Raw genomic sequence first — 21,318 nt, 5'->3', positions numbered from 1 at the left:
AAGCGTTTATTTTCGCTTTCGTCTGACTGACTACCGGGTTGTTAAGCCGCTTTCGAAGCCGCTTCGCCGTGTCAGTGGAGGCGCATTATAGGGAGTTCTCAGAGCCTGACAACCCCTAATTTGAAAAAACTTTCTGACCGCGTACTTTTTAATCGTAACGCTTATTTTTGGCGCTGTTTAATGGCTTTTGGCAGGTCTGCAAGGCTATTAATCACCAAATCTGCAGTCGCCTCCCCCTCTTCGGTCACTGATTTGCCGCTGCGAACCAGAACTTTTGTTCCTACCATTGCCGCAGCCGCTGCCTGCATGTCTTCGATTTTGTCGCCAACCATATAAGAAGAAGCCATATCGATGTGCAGGAAGTCCCGTGCAGAAATCAGCATCCCCGGCTGCGGCTTACGGCAGTCACAGTTCTGGCGGAACTCTTCCACGCTTCCTTCCGGGTGGTGCGGACAATAATAGATACCGTCGAGATCGACACCACGGTCAGCCAGCGACCAGTCCATCCACTCGGTCAGGTTTTCAAAATCTGCCTCAGTGAACATCCCGCGAGCAATGCCGGACTGGTTGGTTACCAGTACCAGAGCGAAGCCCATCTCTTTTAACTCACGCATTGCTTCTATAACACCATCAATAAACTCGAATCGGTCAACTTCATATACATAGCCATGATCGACATTAATGGTGCCATCGCGGTCGAGAAAAATAGCGGGTACGGACTGTGCCACTTGAGAACTCCTGAAACGGGTTAATTGCGTCTAGTATCGCATGATTTAGTAATAAGGAGAGAGCTGTCCTTCACTCCCTGATTGATTTAGACGTCTGGATGCCTTAACATCCAGATCGATTACGGTAACTTTGGTTACCGGTAGCAGATAATTCCACGGCGTATACATAAACGATAATAAATAACTCAATGATTAAACTTTCAAATATCACCAAGGTGTTCAAGCAGGGCAACCGCAGCATACAGGCATTAAACAATGTCAGCCTGCATGTGCCTGCCGGGCAAATTTATGGCGTGATTGGCGCATCCGGGGCCGGTAAAAGTACCCTGATCCGCTGCGTAAACCTGCTCGAGCGCCCAACGGAAGGCTCGGTGCTGGTTGATGGCCAGGACCTGACCACGCTTTCTGAAAGCCAGTTAACCAAAGCTCGTCGCCAGATTGGCATGATCTTCCAGCACTTTAACCTGCTCTCTTCGCGCACCGTATTTGGCAACGTGGCTTTGCCGCTGGAGCTGGATAATAAGCCAAAGGAAGAAATTCAACGTCGCGTGACCGAGCTGCTTGATTTAGTCGGCCTGGGCGAGAAACATGATGCGTGGCCAGCAAACCTTTCCGGTGGTCAGAAACAGCGTGTGGCGATTGCCCGTGCTCTGGCAAGCAACCCGAAAGTTCTGCTGTGTGATGAAGCCACCAGCGCGCTCGATCCGGCAACCACTCGCTCCATTCTCGAATTACTGAAAGACATTAACCGCCGCCTGGGGCTGACGATTCTTCTTATTACTCATGAGATGGACGTCGTTAAGCGTATTTGTGACTGCGTTGCGGTTATCAGTAATGGTGAGCTGATAGAACAAGATACGGTGAGTGAAGTCTTCTCTCATCCTAAAACGCCGCTGGCGCAGCAGTTTATTCAGTCCACGCTGCACCTGGACATTCCCGAAGACTATGCGCAGCGCCTGAGCGCAGAGAATAAGGATAAAGCAGTACCTTTATTACGCCTTGAGTTTACCGGCCAGTCGGTCGATGCCCCACTGCTCTCAGAAACCGCACGTACCTTCAACGTGAACAGCAACATTATTAGCGCGCAGATGGATTATGCCGGCGGCGTGAAATTCGGCATCATGCTGTGCGAAATGCACGGCGAGCCAAAAGATACGCAAGCGGCTATTGCCTGGCTGCAGGAGCAACACGTCAAAGTAGAGGTGCTGGGTTATGTCTGAAGCAATGATTTGGTTACTGGCCCGCGGCGTGTATGAAACGCTAGCCATGACCTTTGTTTCTGGTTTCTTCGGGTTCGTGCTCGGTTTGCCTGTTGGTGTACTGCTCTATATCACTCGTCCGGGGCAAATCAGCGCCAACGCGAAGCTTTATCGCAGCCTCTCAGCGATAGTTAACATCTTCCGTTCCATTCCGTTCATTATCCTGCTCGTCTGGATGATCCCCTTTACCCGCGTCATCGTAGGAACCTCTATCGGCCTGCAGGCCGCGATCGTTCCGCTGACCGTGGGCGCCGCGCCGTTTATTGCCCGTATGGTTGAAAACGCCCTGCTGGAAATCCCAACCGGCCTTATTGAAGCCTCACGCGCGATGGGTGCTACGCCGCTGCAAATCATCCGTAAGGTATTACTGCCGGAAGCGCTTCCAGGCCTGGTGAATGCCGCCACCATTACCCTTATTACCCTGGTAGGCTATTCTGCTATGGGCGGTGCCGTGGGCGCAGGCGGTCTGGGTCAGATCGGTTATCAGTACGGTTACATCGGCTACAACGCTACCGTAATGAACACCGTACTGGTTCTGCTGGTTGTACTGGTTTACTTAATTCAATTCTCTGGCGATCGCATCGTCCGGGCTGTTACACATAAATAAACACAACTGCATTCATACAAGGAAAAGGACATGGCTTTTAACTTTAAAACGTTCGCTGCGGTCGGCGCTCTGATTGGCTCTCTGGCCCTGGTGGGTTGCGGTCAGGAAGAAAAAGATCCAAACCACATTAAAGTCGGCGTGATCGCCGGTGCAGAACAGCAGGTTGCCGAAGTGGCTCAGAAAGTCGCCAAAGAGAAATATGGCCTCGATGTTGAGCTGGTGACCTTTACCGACTATGTGCTGCCAAACGAAGCGCTGAGCAAAGGCGACATCGACGTTAACGCCTTCCAGCACAAACCTTACCTGGATCAGCAGATCAAAGATCGCGGCTATAAGCTGGTTTCCGTAGGCAATACTTTTGTTTACCCAATTGCCGGTTATTCCAAAAAAATCAAATCTCTGGATGAACTGCAGCCGGGTTCTCAGGTCGCGCTGCCAAACGATCCGACGAATCTCGGCCGCTCTCTGCTGCTGCTGCAGAAAGAAGGTCTGATTAAACTGAAAGACGGTGTTGGCCTGCTGCCAACCGTTCTGGATGTGACCGAGAACCCAAAAAATCTGAAGCTGGTTGAGCTGGAAGCACCGCAGCTGCCACGTTCTCTGGATGACGCGCAGATTGCCCTGGCAGTCATCAACACCACTTATGCCAGCCAGATTGGCCTGACGCCAGCGAAAGACGGCATCTTCGTTGAAGACAAAAACTCTCCTTACGTGAACCTGATCGTTTCTCGTGAAGACAACAAAGATGCAGAGAACGTGAAGAAATTCGTTCAGGCATATCAGTCTGACGAAGTGAACGAAGCGGCCAACAAAGTCTTTAACGGCGGTGCGGTTAAAGGCTGGTAAGTTTCCATTCTTCAGTTTTACGTAAATAATTTAAGGCGGGCGCAAGCCCGCCTTGTTATTTTGGTTCGAGCTTGCTTCAATGTTCCCCGTTTTACATTCATTGAGGAAAAATTATGCGTGCTTTACCGATCTGTTTATTAGCATTCATGCTGAGCGGCTGTTCAATGCTAAGCAGATCTCCAGTAGAACCCGTTCAAAGCACGGCAGCTGCGCCGAAGACAGAAACCGAGAAACCTAAAGCCCCTCGCCCTGCCCCTGTCAGAATCTACACCAACGCAGAAGACTTAGTGGGTAAACCGTTCCGCGATTTAGGCGAAGTCAGCGGAGAGTCTTGCCAGGCCAGCAATCAGGATTCGCCTCCGAATATCCCGACCGCACGTAAACGCATGCAGATCAACGCTTCCAAAATGAAAGCCAATGCGGTTCTGCAGCACAGCTGTGACATCACCACGGGTACGCCGGGGTGCTACCGTCAGGCCGTTTGCGTAGGCTCCGCGCTGCAAGTTTCGGCGCAATGACCCCTTTTCAGTTTGCGCAAATAGGCGTAGTCCGTTCTCCTTATAAAGAAAAGTTCGCCGTCCCGCGTCAGCCAGGTCTGGTAAAAGATGGCGGCGGTGAACTGCATCTGCTCGCCCCCTACAACCAGGCCGATGCGGTTCGCGGGCTGGAAGCTTTTAGCCACCTGTGGCTGCTGTTTGTTTTCCATCAGACAATGGAAGGTGGGTGGCGCCCGACGGTACGCCCTCCGCGGCTTGGCGGTAATGCGCGAATGGGCGTGTTTGCAACGCGCTCAACTTTCCGTCCCAGCCCTATTGGCATGTCGCTGGTTGAGCTGAAAGGCATTCGCTGCCAGAAAGATGAAGTGATTTTGCAGCTTGGCAGTCTGGATTTGGTAGACGGCACGCCCATTGTGGATATCAAACCGTATCTACCCTTTGCGGAAGCCTTGCCGGACGCGCGTGCCGGCTATGCGCAGCAGGCCCCTCAGGCGGAAATGAACGTGACCTTTACTCCCGAGATTCAGCACCAGCTGGCCGGACTAGAAGGTCGCTATCCGCATATTGCGCGTTTTATCGGCCAGGTACTTGCTCAGGACCCTCGTCCTGCTTATCGTAAAGGTGAGGATGTCGGGAAGACTTATGCGGTTCTGTTGCTGGACTTTAACGTCCGCTGGCGCATCACAGAGCAAGGCTTTGAGGTGTTTGCGCTCGAAGCGCGTTAATTTAGCCCCCCTCTCTTTTGACATCTCTGCCACACTGGTAAACTAAACCACTTTTTTTGAAGCAGGCCGTCTATGGCCTGTTATCCGCCGTTCAAATGGAACCGTAACAACATGCGTACTAGCCAATATCTGCTCTCCACCCTGAAGGAGACACCTGCCGACGCCGAAGTGGTCAGCCACCAGCTGATGCTGCGCGCCGGGATGATCCGTAAGCTGGCCTCCGGTTTATACACCTGGCTGCCGACCGGTTTGCGCGTCCTGAAGAAGGTCGAAAACATCGTGCGTGAAGAGATGAACAACGCCGGTGCTATCGAAATGTGCATGCCGGTGGTTCAGCCAGCAGACCTGTGGCAGGAGAGTGGGCGTTGGGAGCAATATGGTCCAGAGTTGCTGCGCTTTGTTGACCGCGGCGAGCGTCCTTTCGTCCTGGGTCCAACTCACGAAGAAGTGATCACCGACCTGATTCGCAACGAGCTGAGCTCCTACAAACAGCTGCCGCTGAATTTGTTCCAGATCCAGACCAAATTCCGTGACGAAGTGCGCCCACGCTTTGGCGTGATGCGTTCCCGCGAATTCCTGATGAAAGACGCCTACTCGTTCCATACGTCTCAGGAATCCCTGCAGGAAACCTACGACAAAATGTATGAGGCTTACAGCAAGATCTTCTCCCGCATGGGTCTGGACTTCCGTGCGGTGCAGGCGGACACCGGCTCTATCGGCGGCAGCGCCTCCCATGAGTTCCAGGTGCTGGCACAAAGCGGTGAAGATGATGTGATCTTCTCTGACAGCTCAGAGTATGCAGCAAACATTGAGTTCGCTGAAGCTTTAGCGCCGGCAGCAGGCCGCGCAGCGCCAACCGCTGAAATGAGCCAGATTGATACCCCGAACGCCAAAACCATCGCCGAGCTGGTAGAGCAATTCAACCTGCCGGTTGAGAAAACGGTTAAAACTCTGCTGGTAAAAGCGACCGAAGGCAGCGCTTATCCGCTGGTTGCTTTGCTGGTTCGTGGCGATCACGAGCTGAACGAAGTGAAAGCCGAGAAGCTGCCACAGGTAGCAAGCCCGCTGACGTTCGCAACCGAACAGGAAATTCGCGATATCGTGAAAGCTGGCCCTGGCTCCCTGGGTCCGATCAACCTGCCGGTTCCGGTTGTTATTGACCGCAGCGTTGCCGCTATGAGCGATTTCGCCGCTGGCGCAAACATCGACGGCAAACACTTTGTCGGTATTAACTGGGAACGCGACGTTGCGCTGCCGGAAGTTGCGGACATCCGTAACGTGGTTGCCGGCGATCCAAGCCCGGACGGCAAAGGCACATTGATGATCAAGCGCGGTATCGAAGTCGGCCACATCTTCCAGCTCGGCACCAAGTATTCTGAAGCGCTGAAAGCAGCCGTTCAGGGCGAAGATGGCCGTAACCAGACGCTGACAATGGGCTGCTACGGTATCGGTGTTACCCGCGTGGTAGCCGCCGCTATTGAACAGAATTTTGATGACCGCGGTATTCTGTGGCCGGATGCTATCGCCCCGTTCCACGTTGCGATTCTGCCAATGAACATGCACAAGTCCTTCCGCGTGCAGCAGCTGGCCGAAGAACTGTATACCACGCTGCGTGCGCAGGGTATCGATGTGCTGTTGGACGATCGTAAAGAGCGTCCAGGCGTGATGTTTGCCGATATGGAGCTGATGGGTATTCCTCACACCATCGTCATCGGCGACCGCAATCTCGATAACGAAGAGATCGAATACAAACATCGCCGCGCCGGCGAGAAGCAGATGATCAAGGTCAACGAAATCGTTGATTTTTTAGTCAAAAGTATCAAGAGTTGATACTCTCTATGCCGTAAATCAACGCCCTGTAAAACAGGGCGTTTTGCTTATTAAAAGCCGACATAAAGGATTATGTTATGAAATGGTGCGCCTGGATTGCGACACTCTCTTTACTCGTTTCGGGCTGTAGTATGGATATTGCCCTTCCTTCTAAAACAACAAACAAAATCACAAACACACCTCCCTCAGTACTCAAACTTCAGCGCATCAGTTCAGCACCCAATGAAACATTGAAAGAAATTTATCAGCAGGATTTGCAACCAGGGGATCTATTGCTGTCTTCAACGATCAGCCTGACCTCTGTCGGTATTCGCCTCTTCAGTACTTCAGCGGTAAGCCATGTTGCAATTTATATTGGCCAGGGCGAAGTGGCTGAAGCCGTTGGATCTGGCGTGCAGATAGTCACGCTTGAAGAAGTCATGCAGCATAGTGATAAGCTTCTGGCTTTGCGTTTTCCTGAACTCACGACGGCACAGGCTGCCAGCATCAGAGAATTTGCCCACAGCAAATCTGGTAAGGGTTATAACTATAAAGGGATTATTGAAATGGCTCCCTTCATGGTGACAAAACAGCTTTGCTCGCTAAATCCGTTTTCGAAAGAGTTTCGCCAGCAATGTATAAAAGGTCTCGCTGCTTCTCAACTCAGTACCCCGGATGGCAATAAAGCGAACTACTTTTGCTCCGAGTTTGTTCTTGCCGCCTATGAGCACGCAGGCACACCGTTGACGCAAGCCTCTCCTGGCTGGGTAAGCCCGGCAGATTTGCTTCATATGCGTGAGGGAGATGTTGCAACGTTGGCACCAACGATGCCGCTCAGCTACGTCGGGCACATTAAACCCGGCATTTACCTGAAGGCTCGCAGGCTGGCAACGCTGTAAAAAAGCCCTGCAATTGCAGGGCTTTTCGTTTTAGTCGTTACAGTCTTTGCCGGGCTTAAACTTCGCGCCCTTGTCGGCCACCAGCGCTTTTTGCAGCTCACCGCTGTCTGGTGAAGCCTGAAGCGTAAAGTGCCCTTCTACTACCAGCAAAATTGGCGCATTGTTCTTACCGCGCGCCGCCGCATAGCCTTTTTCCAGCTCGGCGTTATCCGCTATGGCAAAAGTTTTACCGGTGGCGCAATCTTCGAATACAGCGGCGTCAGCCATGTATTTGTACTTACCTTTCATCGGCATTGGCGTTGAAGGCAACTTCGCATCCACCGCTTTCAGCGTGTAGTTGAACTGCGATTCGATCGGGTTGCCTTCGCGATCCAGCATCACCAGGCTGTCGCCCTTTGGATGGAAGTACTGCTTTTCACCTTCGCTGTCGGTTAAGACCAGCTTATCGGCCGTACGTGCCCATTTACCGTAGCTGGCAAACGAGGCTCCCTTACCCTGGTAAGTCTGGTTCATCACCCAGGTGCCGTCCTTTTCCAGGAACAGAGAGGTTTCAATCCCTTCACAGTCTGCGCAAGGCACTACGCCGCGATAGCTTTGCTGCATTGGTTTCAGTTCCGCCGCCTGAGCCGGGATCAGGGTCTGCGTTTCCGTACGATTATTACAGCCAAATAGCGTGAACAGGCTAAGCGCTGCCAACGCTGCCAGAAGACTCTTCTTCATGCTTTATTCCTTATGCCGTTGTCCCAATATTCGCCGCTAGTCCGGATGACGGCGAACTTTGCCGCGTAGTGCCTTGGTTGTCGACTTCTGCGCCTTTGAGGCCAGACGCCGCTCTTTAGAAGCCCGCGTCGGCTTTGTCGCGTAGCGGCTCTTCTGCACTACGGTGAGTTCTTGTATCAGTGAAACCAGGCGAGCAACCGCGGCTTCGCGGTTCATCTCCTGGCTTCGGTATTCCTGGGCCTTAATCACCACCACACCTTCAGGCGTGATTAAGTGATGGCTTACCGCCAGCAGACGTATCTTATACGACTCCGGCAGGCTGGAGGCAGGGATATCAAAGCGTAAGTGAATAGCCGTTGAGGTTTTATTCACATGCTGCCCCCCGGCCCCCTGGGCGCGGATAGCGCTAATCGTCACTTCATTGTCCGGGATGGATACCGTCCGCGACACCGAAATCATCGCTGCTGCCAGGCCGTAAAGTGGATTTCCAGATTATTCTCGCTGTCCGACAGCCAAATCGCGCCATCCTGAATGGTCGCCTGCAGGTTCATGGTGCGTGTGCCAAACTCGCTTAGCTTCGCCAGCTGAGCATCATCCAGATACCAGATAGACAGGTTTTTAAACTGGCTCAGGCGATTCTGGTTTTGCTGCCACCAAATTTCCGCCGCCCGACTATTATAGGTAAACAATGCCACCTCAGCTGCCTGGCTGCAGGCTTTTTTCACGCGGCGCTCTTCCGGCAACCCAAGCTCTACCCACAAATCAATGCCAAGATGGTCATTTTTTCGCCAGATCTCCGGCTCTTCTTCCGCGCTGAGCCCACGCGTAAATTCCAGACGTTCATCCGCATATTTAATCCACGCCAGCAGGCGAAGCATCATGCGTTCCTGCGTTTCCGAAGGGTGGCGTGCCAGTGTCAGGCTGCTGTCCATAAACCGATTACGATCGAGATCGGCTACATTCACCGTCGCCTTATAAATTGTCGCTTTTAACGCCATCACACTTCTCCATACACAATTGCGCGCTATTGTAGCGAAATAACACACCTGCGGCTCGAAGTATGGCGGGTATACCCTAAATAATTCGAGTTGCAGGCAGGCGACAAGCTCGTGAATCCCCAGGAGCTTACACAAAGTAAGTGACTGGGGTGAGCGAGTGCAGTTAACGCACCTGCGGCTCGAAGTATGACGGGTATATTTGCGTGGCTGATATCGGTTACATTGCTGTGGTATAGTCACCTTGCTAAACAGAGTTTATCTTCGTAGGCTTAGACTTGACCCCACGAATAGGTCTGAAGTCGGGACTCTGAGAGGAGGGTATGTGGAAAAGTATTGTGAATTGGTACGACAACGCTACGCGGAAATTGCCAGCGGTGATTTAGGCTACATTCCTGATGCCTTAGGATGCGTATTGAAGGCTCTGAACGAAGTTGCCTCCAGCGAGGCCGTCTCGGAGTCGGTCAGGGAACAGGCGGCTTATGCTGCCGCGAACTTACTGGTGAGCGATTATGTCAATGAATGATGCGTATCAACCCATCAACTGTGATGATTATGACAATCTCGAGCTCGCCTGCCAGCATCACTTGTTACTTACGCTGGAATTAAAAGACGGGGAGATTTTCAAGGCCAAAGCGAGCGATCTGGTTTCTCGTAAAAACGTTGAATACCTGATTGTCGATGACGCCGGCGCCTCGCGTGAATTACGCCTTGATAAGATTAACAGCTTCAGTCACCCTGAAATTGGCACCATTGTAGTCAGCGTTGAATAACGGTTGTCACCGCATATAACACAAAACGGGCAGCCAGGTTGGTTGCCCGTTTTGTTTACGGCTTCATTGAGGCGTAGTACGCCGCCAGATTACTGATATCCTCATCCGAAAGCCCGCTGACGTAAGCCTTCATGATTTCTGCCTGCCCACCGCTCCGCTCCCCTTTTTTGTAAGCCTGAAGCGAGTGTTCGAGATAGGCTTCGCTCTGCCCGCCGATGTTTGGATAGAGCGGCGCAGACGCTTTACCGTTCATCCCATGGCAGGCGACACAGGTCATCGCCTTCGCTTCTCCAGCTTGGGCATCTCCTTTAGCGAGAGCGGGTAAACTGCAGGCCATTAGCCCAAGCAGCAGTACGATTTTTTTCATTGCTCAACTCCCTTTTGCCAGTCTATATGCCAGCATGAATGATCCGTTGCCTGTCCTTCACGGGTGACAAAAACGCCTGGTGCAGCAATAAGCTGTTCGCCATAAAACAGCAGCGGCGTGGCATCACGCTGCCACGGTGGAATACGCAGTTCCTGCCAGATTTTTTTCAGCGTTCGGCCTTTATCTCTGCCGACAATATGCAGCAGACCTGAGGCCTTAAAGCGAACGCTAACAGCCTCATCCGCCAGAGGTTTTCGCACCGCAATACCGTTTTCGCTAACAGACAGGGTTCCCATGCCTGGAAGAGAGAGCGGTTGATACGGTACGAGCCATGAATAAACGGTCTCTTTGTCTATTTCCTGCAGGGGCACCCAATACAACGCCCCCTGGAAACGCCTGATTTCATGAGCCCCCAGGCGCAGGCGAGGGTTTGCATCTTCCCGGCTCAGGGCAACTTCCTGCCAAAGACGCTCGAGCGCCGCGCGCGAAGGCATTGCCGCACGGTGATAAGCCAGCCAGCGGCGCAGTAAAGCAAAACGTCGGGCCTCGCTCACCTCCGCCAATGGCTCAATACGCAACGCTCCCTGCCGCGACATCAGTCCGCCGAGCTGTTCAGCTAAAAGTTCATCCAGCAGTTGTTCCTGCTCGCCACACAACTCAGCGCTCCGGGCAACGCTTCGTGAAAAGTGAGGCCACCTCTGCAGCAGCAGGGGAACCACCCTCAGGCGCAGGAAATTCCGGTCATATTTATCATCCTGATTACTTTCGTCTTCAATCCAGTTTAACTGGTGAACCCGCGCCCACTCTTCAAGCTCAGAACGGGACGTCGCCAGCAGTGGGCGCAATAATGAGGTATCGCCAAAAGGTAAGATAGAGGGCATCGACGCCAGCCCCGCCGGGCCGCTTCCGCGTTTAAGCGCCAACAGGAAGGTCTCACACTGATCGTCCAAATGCTGTGCCGTCAGCAGGACTTCACCTGCCAGAAGCGAACCTGATAGCGCCTGATAGCGAGCGATTCGCGCTTCCCCTTCGATACCCTGCCCACCGGGTGGAAGCTGCACATGAGCCACATCGAACGGCACGCGCCATGCCACACAAAGCGCCCGGCAGTGCTCCACCCAGCTATCCGCCCGCGGGCTAAGCCCATGATGAATATGCATCGCCCGGATCTTAAGCGCAGGTTGCAGCGTATCGCGAAGGGTCACCAGCTGATGCAGCAGAACGGTCGAATCCAGCCCACCGCTAAACGCCACCAGCAACTGGCGGTGAGGATGCAGAAAGGACTGAAGTTCGCGGATAGTCATAGTTCGCCATTACAAAGGGTTTGCCCGGCAAATTACCGGGCATTAACCACGCTGGCAAGGCTTACTGCTGATAAAGTTCCAGCGGTAGGCCGTCAGGATCGCTGAAGAAGGTGAAGCGTTTATCCGTGTAGGGGTCGATGCGAATGGGTTCGCATTTTACGCCATGGCTTTCAAGGTGAGCGATCGCCTGGTCGATATTCTCCACGTTGAATGCCAGGTGGCGAAGCCCGCAGGCCTCCGGGCGGCTTGGCCGCGCTGGCGGGAACGGGAAAGAGAACAGCTCAATAACGTACTGCCCGTTCAGCGCAAGGTCACCTTTCCAGGAGTCTCTCTCCTTGCGATAAACTTCCGCTTCGAGCGTAAACTCCAGCACATCACAATAGAACTGCTTACTGCGCTCGTAGTCCGACGCGATAATCGCGACGTGATGAATTTGCTTTAAACCCAGCATAAAATCTCCTTAGTCACTGCAGGCAAGGTAATCACCGTTTCCCCGCAAAGCAAGCACTCAGGCTTCTTTTAGGACTCGTACTCTGTAGATCCCATCCTCACCGAGTTTTGCCCCGTGAATATCCGTTTCAAAGCCCGGATAATGCTCCCCGACCGAACACAGCATCAGCAGGAAGTCGAGCACCGCACGGCTCTCCCTGGCGATCACTTCTCCGGGCATCACCACCGGCACGCCGGGAGGATAAGGCAGGATCATGTTAGCCGAGACTCGCCCAAGCAGCTCTTCAATCTCCACCGTTTCTACATTGCCTTTTACCTGCTGCTGATAAGCTTCGTGCGGCGTCATACGCATTTCCGGCAGCACATCAAAGGCGCGCAGCATCAGATCCGGCAGGTTATGCTGTTTGATCAGTTTATGGATCCCCTGCGCCAACGTTTGAATACGCATGTTGCGATAAAAATCAGGATCTTCCGCGTACAGATCCGGCAGCATGTTCTTCACCCGTAGGTTAAGATCGTAAGCGCGTTTGAACTCCGTCAGCCCGCGCAACAGGCTTAGTGCTTTGGTTTTATCAATACCGATACTGAATAAGAACAGCAGGTTATACGGGCCTGTTTTTTCTACCACGACGCCGCGCTCGTCCAGGAACTTAGCCACCAGCGCTGCCGGGATCCCCTCCTCCGCCATCTCCCCCAGCTCGCTCATTCCCGGCGTCAGGATGGTCACTTTGATCGGATCGAGGAACATATGATCGGCATCCGCGTCCCGGAAGCCGTGCCAGTCTTCCTCACCGGGCGCTATTGGCCAACACTCGGCCTCGTCAACACGATCGGGCTACCAGATATCGAAGAACCAGTCTTCTGACTCTTCGCGTAAACGCTGTACTTCACGACGGAAATGCAAAGCCCGCTCCACGGAACGATTAATCAGCCGTTTTCCCGGATTGCCTCGCAGCATGGCGGCCGCGGTTTCAATCGAGGCCACCAGCGGGTAGCTTGGCGACGTTGTGGTATGCATCATGTAGGCTTCGTTAAAGGTCTCTTCGTCGTAGTCGCCTTTAATATGGATAAGCGAAGCCTGAGAGAATGCCGCCAGCAGCTTGTGGGTCGACTGGGTTTCATAGATAACCTTGCCCGGTACACGATCGCCGCTCATGCCGCTTTTCCCCTGATAGATCGGGTGAAAGTTGGTATAGGGCACCCAGGCAGAATCAAAATGAATAGACGGCACATCCAGCGTTTTCTTGATGAAGTCGGTGTTATACAGCAGACCGTCATAGGTTGAGTTGGTGATCACAGCGTGTACCGGCCACCGGGCATCTGGCGTCGCCGCCACTTTCTGCTCGATAATTTCACGAGTGAACTCACGCTGAGGAATTCCACCGAGAATACCCAGCGCGTTGCGCGTAGGCTTCAGCCAGATCGGCACCAGGTTAGTCATCATCAGCAAGTGGGTCAGCGATTTATGGCAGTTGCGGTCCACGAGGATCGTACTGCCGGACGGCGCGGCATACATGCCGACAATCTTGTTGGACGTCGAAGTGCCGTTGGTCACCATATAGCTTTGCTCAGCGCCAAAAGTGCGGGCGATATACTCTTCCGCCTCAAGATGAGGGCCGGTATGGTCAAGCAGCGATCCCAGTTCCGTGACCGAAATCGATACGTCAGCCTTCAGCGTATTGCCGCCAAAGAAGTCGTAAAACAGGCAACCAACAGGACTTTTTTGGTAGGCGGTACCGGCCATATGTCCTGGCGTACAGAAGGTATATTTCCCCTCTTTAACATAGGTGAACAGCGCTTTGGTCAGCGGCGGCGTAATCGTATCCAGGTACTCATCGGTGTACTGGCGAATACGCAGGGCGATGTCGTCGGCGGCGCTAAGCGCATATTCGAAGAACCACAGCGCCATGCGCATTTCATTCACGCTAACGTTCAAAGAGGAGTGAGTATTGATAAACGCATACAGCGGCAGGTTTTCATTTAGCAGGTTAATTTCACTGCACAAATCGAGGCTGTATTCGTCCCAGTCAAAGACAACGCCGCAGATGCGTGGATTGTGTTCAATCAGCTTGAGAAGATCGGTGCTGTTAGTCGGGTAGATGAGCTGAAAGCCTTGCAGCTCCAGGGCGCGGTGAAGTTCCTTGATGGGCTCGTCTTTGTAGAAAACGCTGTGCGGCCCCATGATCGCAATAGTATTCAATGTTCACCTCCTGGAAAAAGACTTTGCTAAGCATAGCGCAATGGGGTTTTCCAGGAAGCGATAAATGCAAAAAGGGCCGGAAAATCCGACCCTTATCGCTATTTTACAGCATAAAATCAGGCGTAGCCGTAGCTCATCAGGCGCTGATAGCGACGGTTTAACAGCTCGTCTTTATTCAGCACATCGAGGTCAGCCAGGTCAGCCAGAAGCTGTGCACGCAGGGAAGCAGCCATCACTTCCGGATTGCGGTGTGCGCCGCCAAGCGGTTCTGGAATAACGGTATCGATAAGCTTCAACTCTTTCAGACGAGGAGCAATGATGCCCATCGCTTCTGCCGCCAGCGGAGCTTTATCTGCGCTTTTCCACAGAATGGACGCGCAGCCTTCCGGAGAGATAACCGAATAGGTGCTGTACTGCAGCATATTCACTTTGTCGCCCACGCCAATGGCCAGCGCACCGCCGGAACCCCCTTCACCAATCACGGTGCAGATAACCGGCACTTTCAGACGAGACATTTCACGTAGGTTACGGGCGATCGCTTCTGACTGGCCACGCTCTTCAGCGCCAACGCCAGGATAAGCACCCGGCGTGTCGATGAAGGTAATGATTGGCATATTAAAGCGTTCAGCCATTTCCATCAGACGCAGCGCTTTGCGGTAGCCTTCAGGCGCCGGCATCCCAAAGTTACGACGGATCTTCTCTTTGGTTTCACGCCCTTTCTGATGACCAATGATCATCACCGGACGGCCGTCCAGACGAGCGGTCCCCCCGACAATGGCTTTATCGTCAGCATAAGCGCGGTCACCCGCCAGCTCATCGAACTCGTCAAAAGCCAGGCGCAGATAATCCAGCGTGTACGGGCGCTGCGGGTGACGCGCCAGTTGCGCGATCTGCCATGCGCCTAAATCAGCGAAGATCTTGCGGGTCAGCTCAACGCTTTTCTCGCGCAGACGCTGCACTTCTTCGTCCAGATTAATATCCAGTTTTTCATCCTGGCGGCTAACGGCCGTCAGGGAATCGATTTTCGCTTCCAGCTCTGCAATCGGCTGTTCGAAATCAAGGAAATTCAGACTCATAATATTCCTGTTTTAGTCAAACTCCAGTTCCACCTGCTCCGAACCAATCAGCGTTCGCAAATCGTTAAGTAACCGATCGCTAGGGGAAACACGCCATGCTGCGCCAAAACGCAAACGAGCGCGTGCATCCGCCCTCTGATAGTAGAGATGTACTGGAATTGTCCCCGAACGATGGGGTTCCAGAGACTGACGGAGACGGTTTAAAAGCTGGTCATCAATTTGCCTGTCCGTCAGCGAGATAGCAAGCCCACGCGCGTACTTTTCACGGGCTTCGTCGATGTCCATCAGCTCGCGGGCCGTCATTTTAAGCCCTCCGCTGAAGTCATCAAAGCTGACCTGTCCGCTGACGATCAGGATACGGTCTTTTTCCAGCAGATGCTGGTATTTTTCTAGTGCATCTGTGAATAACATCACTTCCAGACGACCAGAACGGTCATCCAGCGTACAGATGCCAATGCGATTACCCCGCTTGGTGACCATAACCCGCGAAGCAATCACCAGACCCGCAGCCGTGGTCACTTTACCACGATCTGTCGGGTGCATCTCTTTCAGGCGCATGCCACCGACATAGCGCTCAATTTCTTTCAGGTACTGGTTAATTGGGTGACCGGTAAGATACAGTCCAAGAGTTTCACGCTCCCCTTCCAGCACCACCTGTTCCGGCCATGGGATCACGCTGGCATAGGACTTTTCGACCTGCTCAGGCTCTTCAGCCAGGACGCCAAACATATCCGCCTGGCCGATAGCCTCCGCTTTCGCATGCTGGTCGGCCGCTTTCAACGCATCAGCCAGCGCGTTCATCAGCGCAGCACGGTGCGGCCCGAGGCGGTCGAATGCCCCGGACATAATCAGTTTTTCAAGCACCCGGCGATTTAGCTTTTTGATATCGGAACGCGCGCACAAATCAAAGAGATCGAGGAAATGCCCGCCCTGATTACGCGCCTCGATAATGGCTTCAATTGGGCCTTCACCCACGCCTTTGATCGCGCCGATACCGTAAACAATTTCCCCGTCATCGTTGACGTGGAAATGATAAAGACCAGAGTTAATATCCGGCGACAGGACTTTCAGCCCCATGCGCCAGCACTCATCCACCAGGCCAACCACCTTTTCGGTATTGTCCATATCCGCGGTCATCACCGCCGCCATAAACTCGGCCGGATAGTGAGCCTTGAGCCAGAGCGTCTGGTAAGAGACCAAAGCATAGGCGGCGGAGTGAGATTTGTTAAAGCCGTACCCGGCAAACTTCTCTACCAGGTCAAAGATTTTCATCGACAGCTCGCCGTCGACGCCGTTATTTATCGCGCCCTCTTCAAAGGTGCCGCGCTGCTTGGCCATCTCTTCCGGTTTCTTTTTACCCATCGCACGACGCAGCATATCTGCGCCGCCGAGGGTATAACCTGAGAGCACCTGAGCAATCTGCATAACCTGTTCCTGGTACAGGATGATGCCGTAGGTTGGCTCCAGTACCGGTTTAAGGCTTTCGTGCTGCCATTCCACGTCCGGATAAGAAATCGCTTCACGGCCGTGCTTACGGTCAATGAAGTTATCTACCATCCCTGACTGCAGCGGGCCCGGACGGAACAGGGCCACGAGGGCGATCATATCTTCGAAGCAGTCGGGCTGCAGACGCTTAATCAGGTCCTTCATGCCGCGGGATTCAAGCTGGAAGACTGCGGTGGTTTCCGAGCGCTGCAGCATGTCGAAGCTTTTCTTGTCGTCGAGCGGGATGGCGGCGATATCAATCGGCTCCAGCCCTTGTTTTGCCCGACGCGGGTTGATCATTTTCAGCGCCCAGTCGATGATCGTCAGCGTACGCAGCCCCAGGAAGTCAAACTTCACCAGGCCGGCATATTCAACGTCGTTTTTATCGAACTGGGTAACCGGATGCTGCCCCTGATCGTCACAGTAAAGCGGCGCAAAATCGGTAATTTTGGTCGGCGCAATAACTACGCCCCCGGCATGCTTACCGGCGTTACGCGTGACGCCTTCCAGCTTGCGCGCCATGTCGATCAGTGCTTTAACTTCTTCGTCAGCGTCGTAGATCTCCGGCAGCTGAGGCTCTGCCTCGAAGGCTTTCGCCAGCGTCATGCCAGGATCCGGTGGTACCAGCTTGGAAATACGGTCGACAAAACCGTAAGGGTGGCCGAGCACGCGGCCTACGTCACGAATAACCGCTTTTGCCGCCATCGTACCGAAGGTAATGATCTGTGAAACGGCTTCGCGACCATACATCTCTGAAACGTGGTCGATAACCTGGTCGCGTTTCTCCATGCAGAAGTCGACGTCGAAGTCGGGCATGGAAACACGTTCCGGGTTAAGGAAACGTTCGAACAGCAGGTCAAATTCCAGCGGATCGAGGTCGGTAATTTTTAGCGCATAGGCCACCAGCGAGCCTGCGCCGGAGCCACGGCCCGGCCCTACCGGCACGCCGTTATCCTTCGACCACTGGATAAACTCCATTACGATCAGGAAGTAGCCGGGGAACCCCATCTGGTTGATAACCTGCAGCTCGATATCCAGACGCTCGTCGTATTCAGGGCGTTTTTCAGCGCGAACTTCAGGATCCGGGAACAGGAACTCAAGACGCTCCTCCAGCCCCTCTTTGGATTTCATGACCAGGAAGTCTTCAGTGGTCATTTCACCGGTAGGGAACTGCGGCAGGAAATACTCGCCAAGGCGCACGGTGACGTTGCAGCGTTTGGCAATTTCAACGCTGTTTTCCAGCGCTTCAGGGATGTCCGAGAACAGCTCGCACATCTCTTCTTCGCTACGCATATATTGTTGAGCTGAATAGTTGCGCGGACGTTTAGGGTCGTCGAGCGTAAAGCCATCGTGGATCGCTACGCGAATTTCGTGCGCGTCAAAGTCACCCGGTTCGAGAAAACGAACATCGTTGGTTGCAACGACCGGCAAGCCTCGTTCATCGGCGAGCGCCACTGCGGCGTGAAGGTAGCTCTCTTCATCAATCCGCCCGGTGCGAATCAGTTCCAGATAGAAGCGATCGGCAAAATGCTGCTGATAGAACGCCAGACACTGATCGACCAGCGGCTGGTTCCCACGAAGCAGGCTTTTGCCAATATCTCCCATGCGCCCGCCGGAAAGCAGGATCAAACCGTCATTGAGCTCGACCAGCCATTCACGATCGATAATCGGGCCCGCTGCGCCGTAGCCGCGCTGGTAGGCGCGAGAAATCAGTAAGGTAAGATTCTGATAGCCTTCATTGTTCGTGGCCAGCACCGTCAAATGACTCAATTCGTCACCCAACAGCTCGTTAGCCACGTTGAAGTCAGCACCGATGATAGGCTTAATGCCGGCGCCATGGCCGGAACCGTAGAATTTCACCAGGCCGCAAAGGTTGGTGAAATCGGTGATAGCGAGAGCAGGCATGCCCAGCGCCGCGGCTTTTTTTACCAGCGGCCCGGTTTTTGCCAGCCCATCAATCATGGAATAGTCACTGTGCACCCGAAGGTGAATGAAACGTGGTTCAGCCATCTCTCACCAATTACTCTGTATCAGCTACTTGCGGGTCAGGACAGCAGTCCAAGCGCGCGTTTAACAGGGGCAAAGCTGCGGCGATGGTGCTCAGTAGCCCCATGCTCGGCAAGCTTCTCAAGATGAAAAGCGGTCGGATAGCCCTTGTGTTGGGCAAAGCCGTATTGTGGGAAGCTAACGTCCAGCTCGGCCATTTCACGGTCGCGCGTAACTTTGGCCAGTATTGACGCCGCGCTGATTTCTGCCACCCGGCTGTCGCCTTTTACTACCGCCAGCGACGGCACAGGTAACGCAGGGCAGCGGTTGCCGTCGATCAACACATATTCCGGAACGACGCTCAGGCCCGCAACCGCACGCTGCATTGCCAGCATCGTGGCGTGCAGAATATTGAGTTGATCAATCTCTTCCGGCTCGGCGCGGCCCAGACTCCAGCTTAATGCCTTGTCGATAATCTCGTCATACAGCGCCAGCCGACGCTTTTCTGATAATTTTTTCGAATCCGCCAGCCCCACGATCGGCCTTGCTGGATCAAGGATCACCGCCGCGGTGACAACCGCGCCGACTAACGGGCCACGGCCAACCTCATCGACGCCAGCGACCAAATGAGTATGGGGATAAATAAAGTCCATCATTCTGCCAGCTCCAGCACGGCATCCGCCGCCTGTTTATCCGCGTTGCAACGGATCTGCCGGTGCAAATCCCGAAAAGTATCATGCACCTGGTGACTGACCGCGCCGTCTTCCAGCAGCGGCTCCAGCGCGCATGCCAGTCCAACAGGCTCACACTCGTTCTGCAGCAGCTCTTTGACCAGTTCGCGCCCGGCCAGCAGATTCGGCAGCGAGACATAATCGGTTTTCACCAGGCGCTTCGCCAGCCAGAAGGTGAAAGGCTTCATGCGGTAGCCTACAACCATCGGGCATTTCGCCAGCATACATTCAAGCGCAGCTGTCCCGGAGGCCAGAAGCGCGGCATCGCTGGCGATCATTGCTTCACGCGCTTTTCCATCAAGCAGATGGACGTGAAGCTCTGGGGCAACCTCAGCCTTAATCTTTTCAAACTGCTCGCGGCGCTTTGCATTCACCAGCGGCACGACAACGTCAAGTGCGGGCCAGCGTTTACGCAGTAGCTGTGCGGTTCTCAGGAAGTCTGCGCTTAGCATTTCGACTTCAGCCCCACGACTGCCAGGCAGCAGCGCCAGGCATTTTGCATCAGGCGCGATGCCTAATGCTGCACGAGCAGCTTTTTTATCCGGATCGAGCGGCATAGCGTCCGCCATGGTATGCCCGATGAAGCGACACGGTACATTAAACCGGTCGTAAAACGCTTTTTCGAAAGGCAGAAAAGCCAGCACCAGATCGGTCGCTCTGCCAATTTTGAAAACGCGTTTTTGCCGCCATGCCCAAACAGACGGGCTGACGTAGTGGATCGTACGGATCCCCTGCTTTTTAAGGTTGCCTTCGAGGGTAATGTTGAAATCCGGGGCATCGATGCCGACAAAGACATCGGGCTGCAGTTCGGTGAAGCGCTTCGTGAGGTCACTGCGAATATGCAGCAGGCGACGCAGGCGACCGAGCACTTCAACAATGCCCATGACCGCAAGCTCTTCCATCTCATACCAGGCTTCGCAGCCTTCGGCCTGCATAAGTGGCCCTGCCACGCCAACAAACCGCGCGTCGGGAACGCGAGCTTTCAGTTCGCGAATAAGACCGGCACCAAGAATATCGCCGGAAGTTTCTCCGGCGACCAGGGCAATCGTAAGGGGACGACCAGGCTTCATTTAGCGAATCAAGCCGCGCGTTGAGCGCGCAAAGAATTCAACAAATGCATTTACTTCCGGATGCTGAGCTGCAATTTCAGCGATTTCCGGCTTCGCCTCTTCAAGCGTTTTGCCACTGCGATAGAGGATCTTATAGGCGTTACGAATCGCGTGCAGCGCCTCTTTGCTGAAACCACGTCGCTTCAGGCCTTCAATGTTCACGCCAAACGGTGTCGCATGGTTACCCTGTGCGATAACGTAAGGAGGAACGTCCTGCGCGACGCCGGAGCAGCCGCCAACCATAACGTGAGCACCGATGATGCAGAACTGATGCACCGCGGTCATTCCACCAATGATAGCGTGATCCCCAATTTGTACGTGACCCGCGAGCGTTGCATTGTTCGCGAGGATAACGCGATCGCCAATCTGGCAATCATGCGCAACGTGCGCATTGATCATCAGCAGGTTGTCGCTACCCACCTTCGTCAATCCCTCGTCTTGCACCGTACCACGATGGATGGTGACGCTTTCGCGAATGCGGTTGCGATCGCCAATTTCCACACGAGTAGGCTCGCCCGCATATTTCAGATCCTGGTTAACTTCACCGATAGACGCGAACTGATAAATCTCGTTATCACGGCCAATTTTAGTATGGCCATTCACGACAACGTGAGATTTCAGTACCGTGCCTTCGCCGATTTCAACGTTTGGACCGACGAGACAAAACGGACCAATGTGGACGTTAGCACCAATAATGGCACCCTCTTCCACGATAGCGGTTGGATGAATAAAGGCGGACTTATCAATCACGT

Annotated in this window: 21 protein-coding genes and 1 pseudogene; 9 read left to right on the top strand and 13 right to left on the bottom strand. The window is 53.8% G+C overall.

Annotated features, from left to right (window positions below; translation table 11 throughout):
* Positions 1 to 161: 161 nt before the first annotated feature.
* A complete protein-coding gene (gene gmhB, locus VGM55_RS19905; RefSeq protein WP_331636424.1) occupies positions 162 to 728 on the bottom strand; it encodes a D-glycero-beta-D-manno-heptose 1,7-bisphosphate 7-phosphatase in 567 nt (188 codons plus the stop codon).
* A 188-nt stretch (positions 729 to 916) separates the two neighbouring features.
* On the opposite strand from gmhB, the gene metN reads away from it, so the two are divergent.
* From metN to VGM55_RS19870, 7 genes are all read left to right on the top strand, one after another.
* Positions 917 to 1,948, top strand: coding sequence for a methionine ABC transporter ATP-binding protein MetN (gene metN, locus VGM55_RS19900; RefSeq protein ID WP_154187255.1), 1,032 nt, complete (start codon positions 917 to 919; stop codon positions 1,946 to 1,948).
* Positions 1,941 to 2,594, top strand: coding sequence for a methionine ABC transporter permease MetI (locus VGM55_RS19895; protein ID WP_008456980.1), 654 nt, complete (start codon positions 1,941 to 1,943; stop codon positions 2,592 to 2,594). Before metN ends, VGM55_RS19895 begins: the two co-directional genes overlap by 8 nt.
* A gap of 30 nt (positions 2,595 to 2,624) precedes the next feature.
* Positions 2,625 to 3,440, top strand: a complete 816-nt coding sequence (gene metQ, locus VGM55_RS19890) for a methionine ABC transporter substrate-binding lipoprotein MetQ (RefSeq protein WP_038475398.1) — start codon at positions 2,625 to 2,627, stop codon at positions 3,438 to 3,440.
* 113 nt (positions 3,441 to 3,553) lie between these two features.
* Positions 3,554 to 3,958: an Rcs stress response system protein RcsF gene (rcsF, locus tag VGM55_RS19885; protein ID WP_045781421.1), complete on the top strand. Its 405-nt coding sequence runs from the start codon at positions 3,554 to 3,556 to the stop codon at positions 3,956 to 3,958.
* Positions 3,955 to 4,662 carry a tRNA (N6-threonylcarbamoyladenosine(37)-N6)-methyltransferase TrmO gene (gene tsaA / locus VGM55_RS19880; protein WP_331636423.1) on the top strand — a complete coding sequence of 236 codons (708 nt, stop codon included), beginning with the start codon at positions 3,955 to 3,957 and terminating at the stop codon, positions 4,660 to 4,662. The genes rcsF and tsaA overlap by 4 nt, the downstream gene beginning before the upstream one ends.
* A gap of 111 nt (positions 4,663 to 4,773) precedes the next feature.
* Positions 4,774 to 6,492 (top strand): proline--tRNA ligase, encoded by a 1,719-nt coding sequence (proS, locus tag VGM55_RS19875; protein WP_154187252.1) that lies wholly within the window; start codon positions 4,774 to 4,776, stop codon positions 6,490 to 6,492.
* 77 nt (positions 6,493 to 6,569) lie between these two features.
* Entirely contained in the window at positions 6,570 to 7,370 is an 801-nt protein-coding gene (locus VGM55_RS19870) for a YaeF family permuted papain-like enzyme (protein WP_331636422.1), read from the top strand.
* Between the two features lie 30 nt (positions 7,371 to 7,400).
* Here the strand turns inward: VGM55_RS19870 and nlpE are convergent, their stop codons facing one another.
* Genes nlpE through VGM55_RS19855 form a run of 3 tightly spaced genes read right to left on the bottom strand, consistent with a single transcriptional unit; the run spans position 7,401 to position 9,088 of the window.
* A complete protein-coding gene (nlpE, locus tag VGM55_RS19865; RefSeq protein ID WP_154187250.1) occupies positions 7,401 to 8,090 on the bottom strand; it encodes an envelope stress response activation lipoprotein NlpE in 690 nt (229 codons plus the stop codon).
* 36 nt (positions 8,091 to 8,126) lie between these two features.
* Entirely contained in the window at positions 8,127 to 8,549 is a 423-nt protein-coding gene (gene arfB / locus VGM55_RS19860; protein ID WP_331636421.1) for an alternative ribosome rescue aminoacyl-tRNA hydrolase ArfB, read from the bottom strand.
* Positions 8,546 to 9,088 (bottom strand): YaeQ family protein, encoded by a 543-nt coding sequence (locus VGM55_RS19855; protein ID WP_154187248.1) that lies wholly within the window; start codon positions 9,086 to 9,088, stop codon positions 8,546 to 8,548. The genes arfB and VGM55_RS19855 overlap by 4 nt, the downstream gene beginning before the upstream one ends.
* Positions 9,089 to 9,410: 322 nt before the next feature.
* On the opposite strand from VGM55_RS19855, the gene VGM55_RS19850 reads away from it, so the two are divergent.
* Positions 9,411 to 9,611, top strand: a complete 201-nt coding sequence (locus VGM55_RS19850) for a YaeP family protein (protein WP_008456963.1) — start codon at positions 9,411 to 9,413, stop codon at positions 9,609 to 9,611.
* Positions 9,598 to 9,858 carry a Rho-binding antiterminator gene (gene rof / locus VGM55_RS19845; protein ID WP_154187247.1) on the top strand — a complete coding sequence of 87 codons (261 nt, stop codon included), beginning with the start codon at positions 9,598 to 9,600 and terminating at the stop codon, positions 9,856 to 9,858. The genes VGM55_RS19850 and rof overlap by 14 nt, the downstream gene beginning before the upstream one ends.
* A 55-nt stretch (positions 9,859 to 9,913) precedes the next feature.
* Here the strand turns inward: rof and VGM55_RS19840 are convergent, their stop codons facing one another.
* The 9 genes and pseudogenes from VGM55_RS19840 to lpxA all read right to left on the bottom strand — a co-directional run bounded on the left by VGM55_RS19840 (position 9,914) and on the right by lpxA (position 21,316).
* A complete protein-coding gene (locus VGM55_RS19840) occupies positions 9,914 to 10,225 on the bottom strand; it encodes a c-type cytochrome (protein ID WP_154187246.1) in 312 nt (103 codons plus the stop codon).
* Complete coding sequence (gene tilS / locus VGM55_RS19835) at positions 10,222 to 11,529, bottom strand: tRNA lysidine(34) synthetase TilS (protein ID WP_331636418.1); 1,308 nt, start codon at positions 11,527 to 11,529, stop codon at positions 10,222 to 10,224. The genes VGM55_RS19840 and tilS overlap by 4 nt, the downstream gene beginning before the upstream one ends.
* Positions 11,530 to 11,590: 61 nt before the next feature.
* Entirely contained in the window at positions 11,591 to 11,980 is a 390-nt protein-coding gene (locus tag VGM55_RS19830; RefSeq protein ID WP_154187244.1) for a VOC family protein, read from the bottom strand.
* Positions 11,981 to 12,037: 57 nt separating this feature from the next.
* Positions 12,038 to 14,179, bottom strand: a pseudogene (locus VGM55_RS19825) (lysine decarboxylase LdcC).
* 116 nt (positions 14,180 to 14,295) lie between these two features.
* The gene (gene accA, locus VGM55_RS19820; RefSeq protein WP_154187242.1) at positions 14,296 to 15,255 is read right to left on the bottom strand and encodes an acetyl-CoA carboxylase carboxyl transferase subunit alpha; all 960 of its coding nucleotides are present in this window, start codon (positions 15,253 to 15,255) and stop codon (positions 14,296 to 14,298) included.
* Between the two features lie 12 nt (positions 15,256 to 15,267).
* On the bottom strand, positions 15,268 to 18,750 hold the full coding sequence (gene dnaE, locus VGM55_RS19815) for a DNA polymerase III subunit alpha (RefSeq protein WP_154187241.1): 3,483 nt from the start codon (positions 18,748 to 18,750) through the stop codon (positions 15,268 to 15,270).
* 35 nt (positions 18,751 to 18,785) lie between these two features.
* Positions 18,786 to 19,382, bottom strand: a complete 597-nt coding sequence (gene rnhB, locus VGM55_RS19810; RefSeq protein WP_154187240.1) for a ribonuclease HII — start codon at positions 19,380 to 19,382, stop codon at positions 18,786 to 18,788.
* Positions 19,379 to 20,527, bottom strand: coding sequence for a lipid-A-disaccharide synthase (gene lpxB / locus VGM55_RS19805; protein WP_331636417.1), 1,149 nt, complete (start codon positions 20,525 to 20,527; stop codon positions 19,379 to 19,381). Before lpxB ends, rnhB begins: the two co-directional genes overlap by 4 nt.
* Positions 20,528 to 21,316, bottom strand: a complete 789-nt coding sequence (gene lpxA / locus VGM55_RS19800) for an acyl-ACP--UDP-N-acetylglucosamine O-acyltransferase (protein ID WP_331636416.1) — start codon at positions 21,314 to 21,316, stop codon at positions 20,528 to 20,530. It abuts the gene before it with no gap.
* Positions 21,317 to 21,318: the final 2 nt, after the last annotated feature.

Origin of the sequence: Cedecea sp., from assembly GCF_036500665.1 — a bacterium.
Classification (GTDB): Bacteria; Pseudomonadota; Gammaproteobacteria; order Enterobacterales; family Enterobacteriaceae; genus Cedecea.
The sequence above is the reverse complement of the archived record's forward strand: the minus strand, read 5'-3'. Positions and strand labels throughout refer to the sequence as shown.

Excerpts from the sequence above, each read along its gene's own strand:
- metN (WP_154187255.1), top strand. The coding sequence starts at position 917 with ATGATTAAACTTTCAAATATCACCAAGGTGTTCAAGCAGGGCAACCGC.
- VGM55_RS19895 (WP_008456980.1), top strand. The coding sequence starts at position 1,941 with ATGTCTGAAGCAATGATTTGGTTACTGGCCCGCGGCGTGTATGAAACG.
- metQ (WP_038475398.1), top strand. The coding sequence starts at position 2,625 with ATGGCTTTTAACTTTAAAACGTTCGCTGCGGTCGGCGCTCTGATTGGC.
- rcsF (WP_045781421.1), top strand. The coding sequence starts at position 3,554 with ATGCGTGCTTTACCGATCTGTTTATTAGCATTCATGCTGAGCGGCTGT.
- tsaA (WP_331636423.1), top strand. The coding sequence starts at position 3,955 with ATGACCCCTTTTCAGTTTGCGCAAATAGGCGTAGTCCGTTCTCCTTAT.
- proS (WP_154187252.1), top strand. The coding sequence starts at position 4,774 with ATGCGTACTAGCCAATATCTGCTCTCCACCCTGAAGGAGACACCTGCC.
- VGM55_RS19870 (WP_331636422.1), top strand. The coding sequence starts at position 6,570 with ATGAAATGGTGCGCCTGGATTGCGACACTCTCTTTACTCGTTTCGGGC.
- nlpE (WP_154187250.1), bottom strand. The coding sequence starts at position 8,090 with ATGAAGAAGAGTCTTCTGGCAGCGTTGGCAGCGCTTAGCCTGTTCACG.
- arfB (WP_331636421.1), bottom strand. The coding sequence starts at position 8,549 with ATGATTTCGGTGTCGCGGACGGTATCCATCCCGGACAATGAAGTGACG.
- VGM55_RS19855 (WP_154187248.1), bottom strand. The coding sequence starts at position 9,088 with ATGGCGTTAAAAGCGACAATTTATAAGGCGACGGTGAATGTAGCCGAT.
- rof (WP_154187247.1), top strand. The coding sequence starts at position 9,598 with ATGTCAATGAATGATGCGTATCAACCCATCAACTGTGATGATTATGAC.
- VGM55_RS19840 (WP_154187246.1), bottom strand. The coding sequence starts at position 10,225 with ATGAAAAAAATCGTACTGCTGCTTGGGCTAATGGCCTGCAGTTTACCC.
- tilS (WP_331636418.1), bottom strand. The coding sequence starts at position 11,529 with ATGACTATCCGCGAACTTCAGTCCTTTCTGCATCCTCACCGCCAGTTG.
- VGM55_RS19830 (WP_154187244.1), bottom strand. The coding sequence starts at position 11,980 with ATGCTGGGTTTAAAGCAAATTCATCACGTCGCGATTATCGCGTCGGAC.
- accA (WP_154187242.1), bottom strand. The coding sequence starts at position 15,255 with ATGAGTCTGAATTTCCTTGATTTCGAACAGCCGATTGCAGAGCTGGAA.
- dnaE (WP_154187241.1), bottom strand. The coding sequence starts at position 18,750 with ATGGCTGAACCACGTTTCATTCACCTTCGGGTGCACAGTGACTATTCC.
- rnhB (WP_154187240.1), bottom strand. The coding sequence starts at position 19,382 with ATGATGGACTTTATTTATCCCCATACTCATTTGGTCGCTGGCGTCGAT.
- lpxB (WP_331636417.1), bottom strand. The coding sequence starts at position 20,527 with ATGAAGCCTGGTCGTCCCCTTACGATTGCCCTGGTCGCCGGAGAAACT.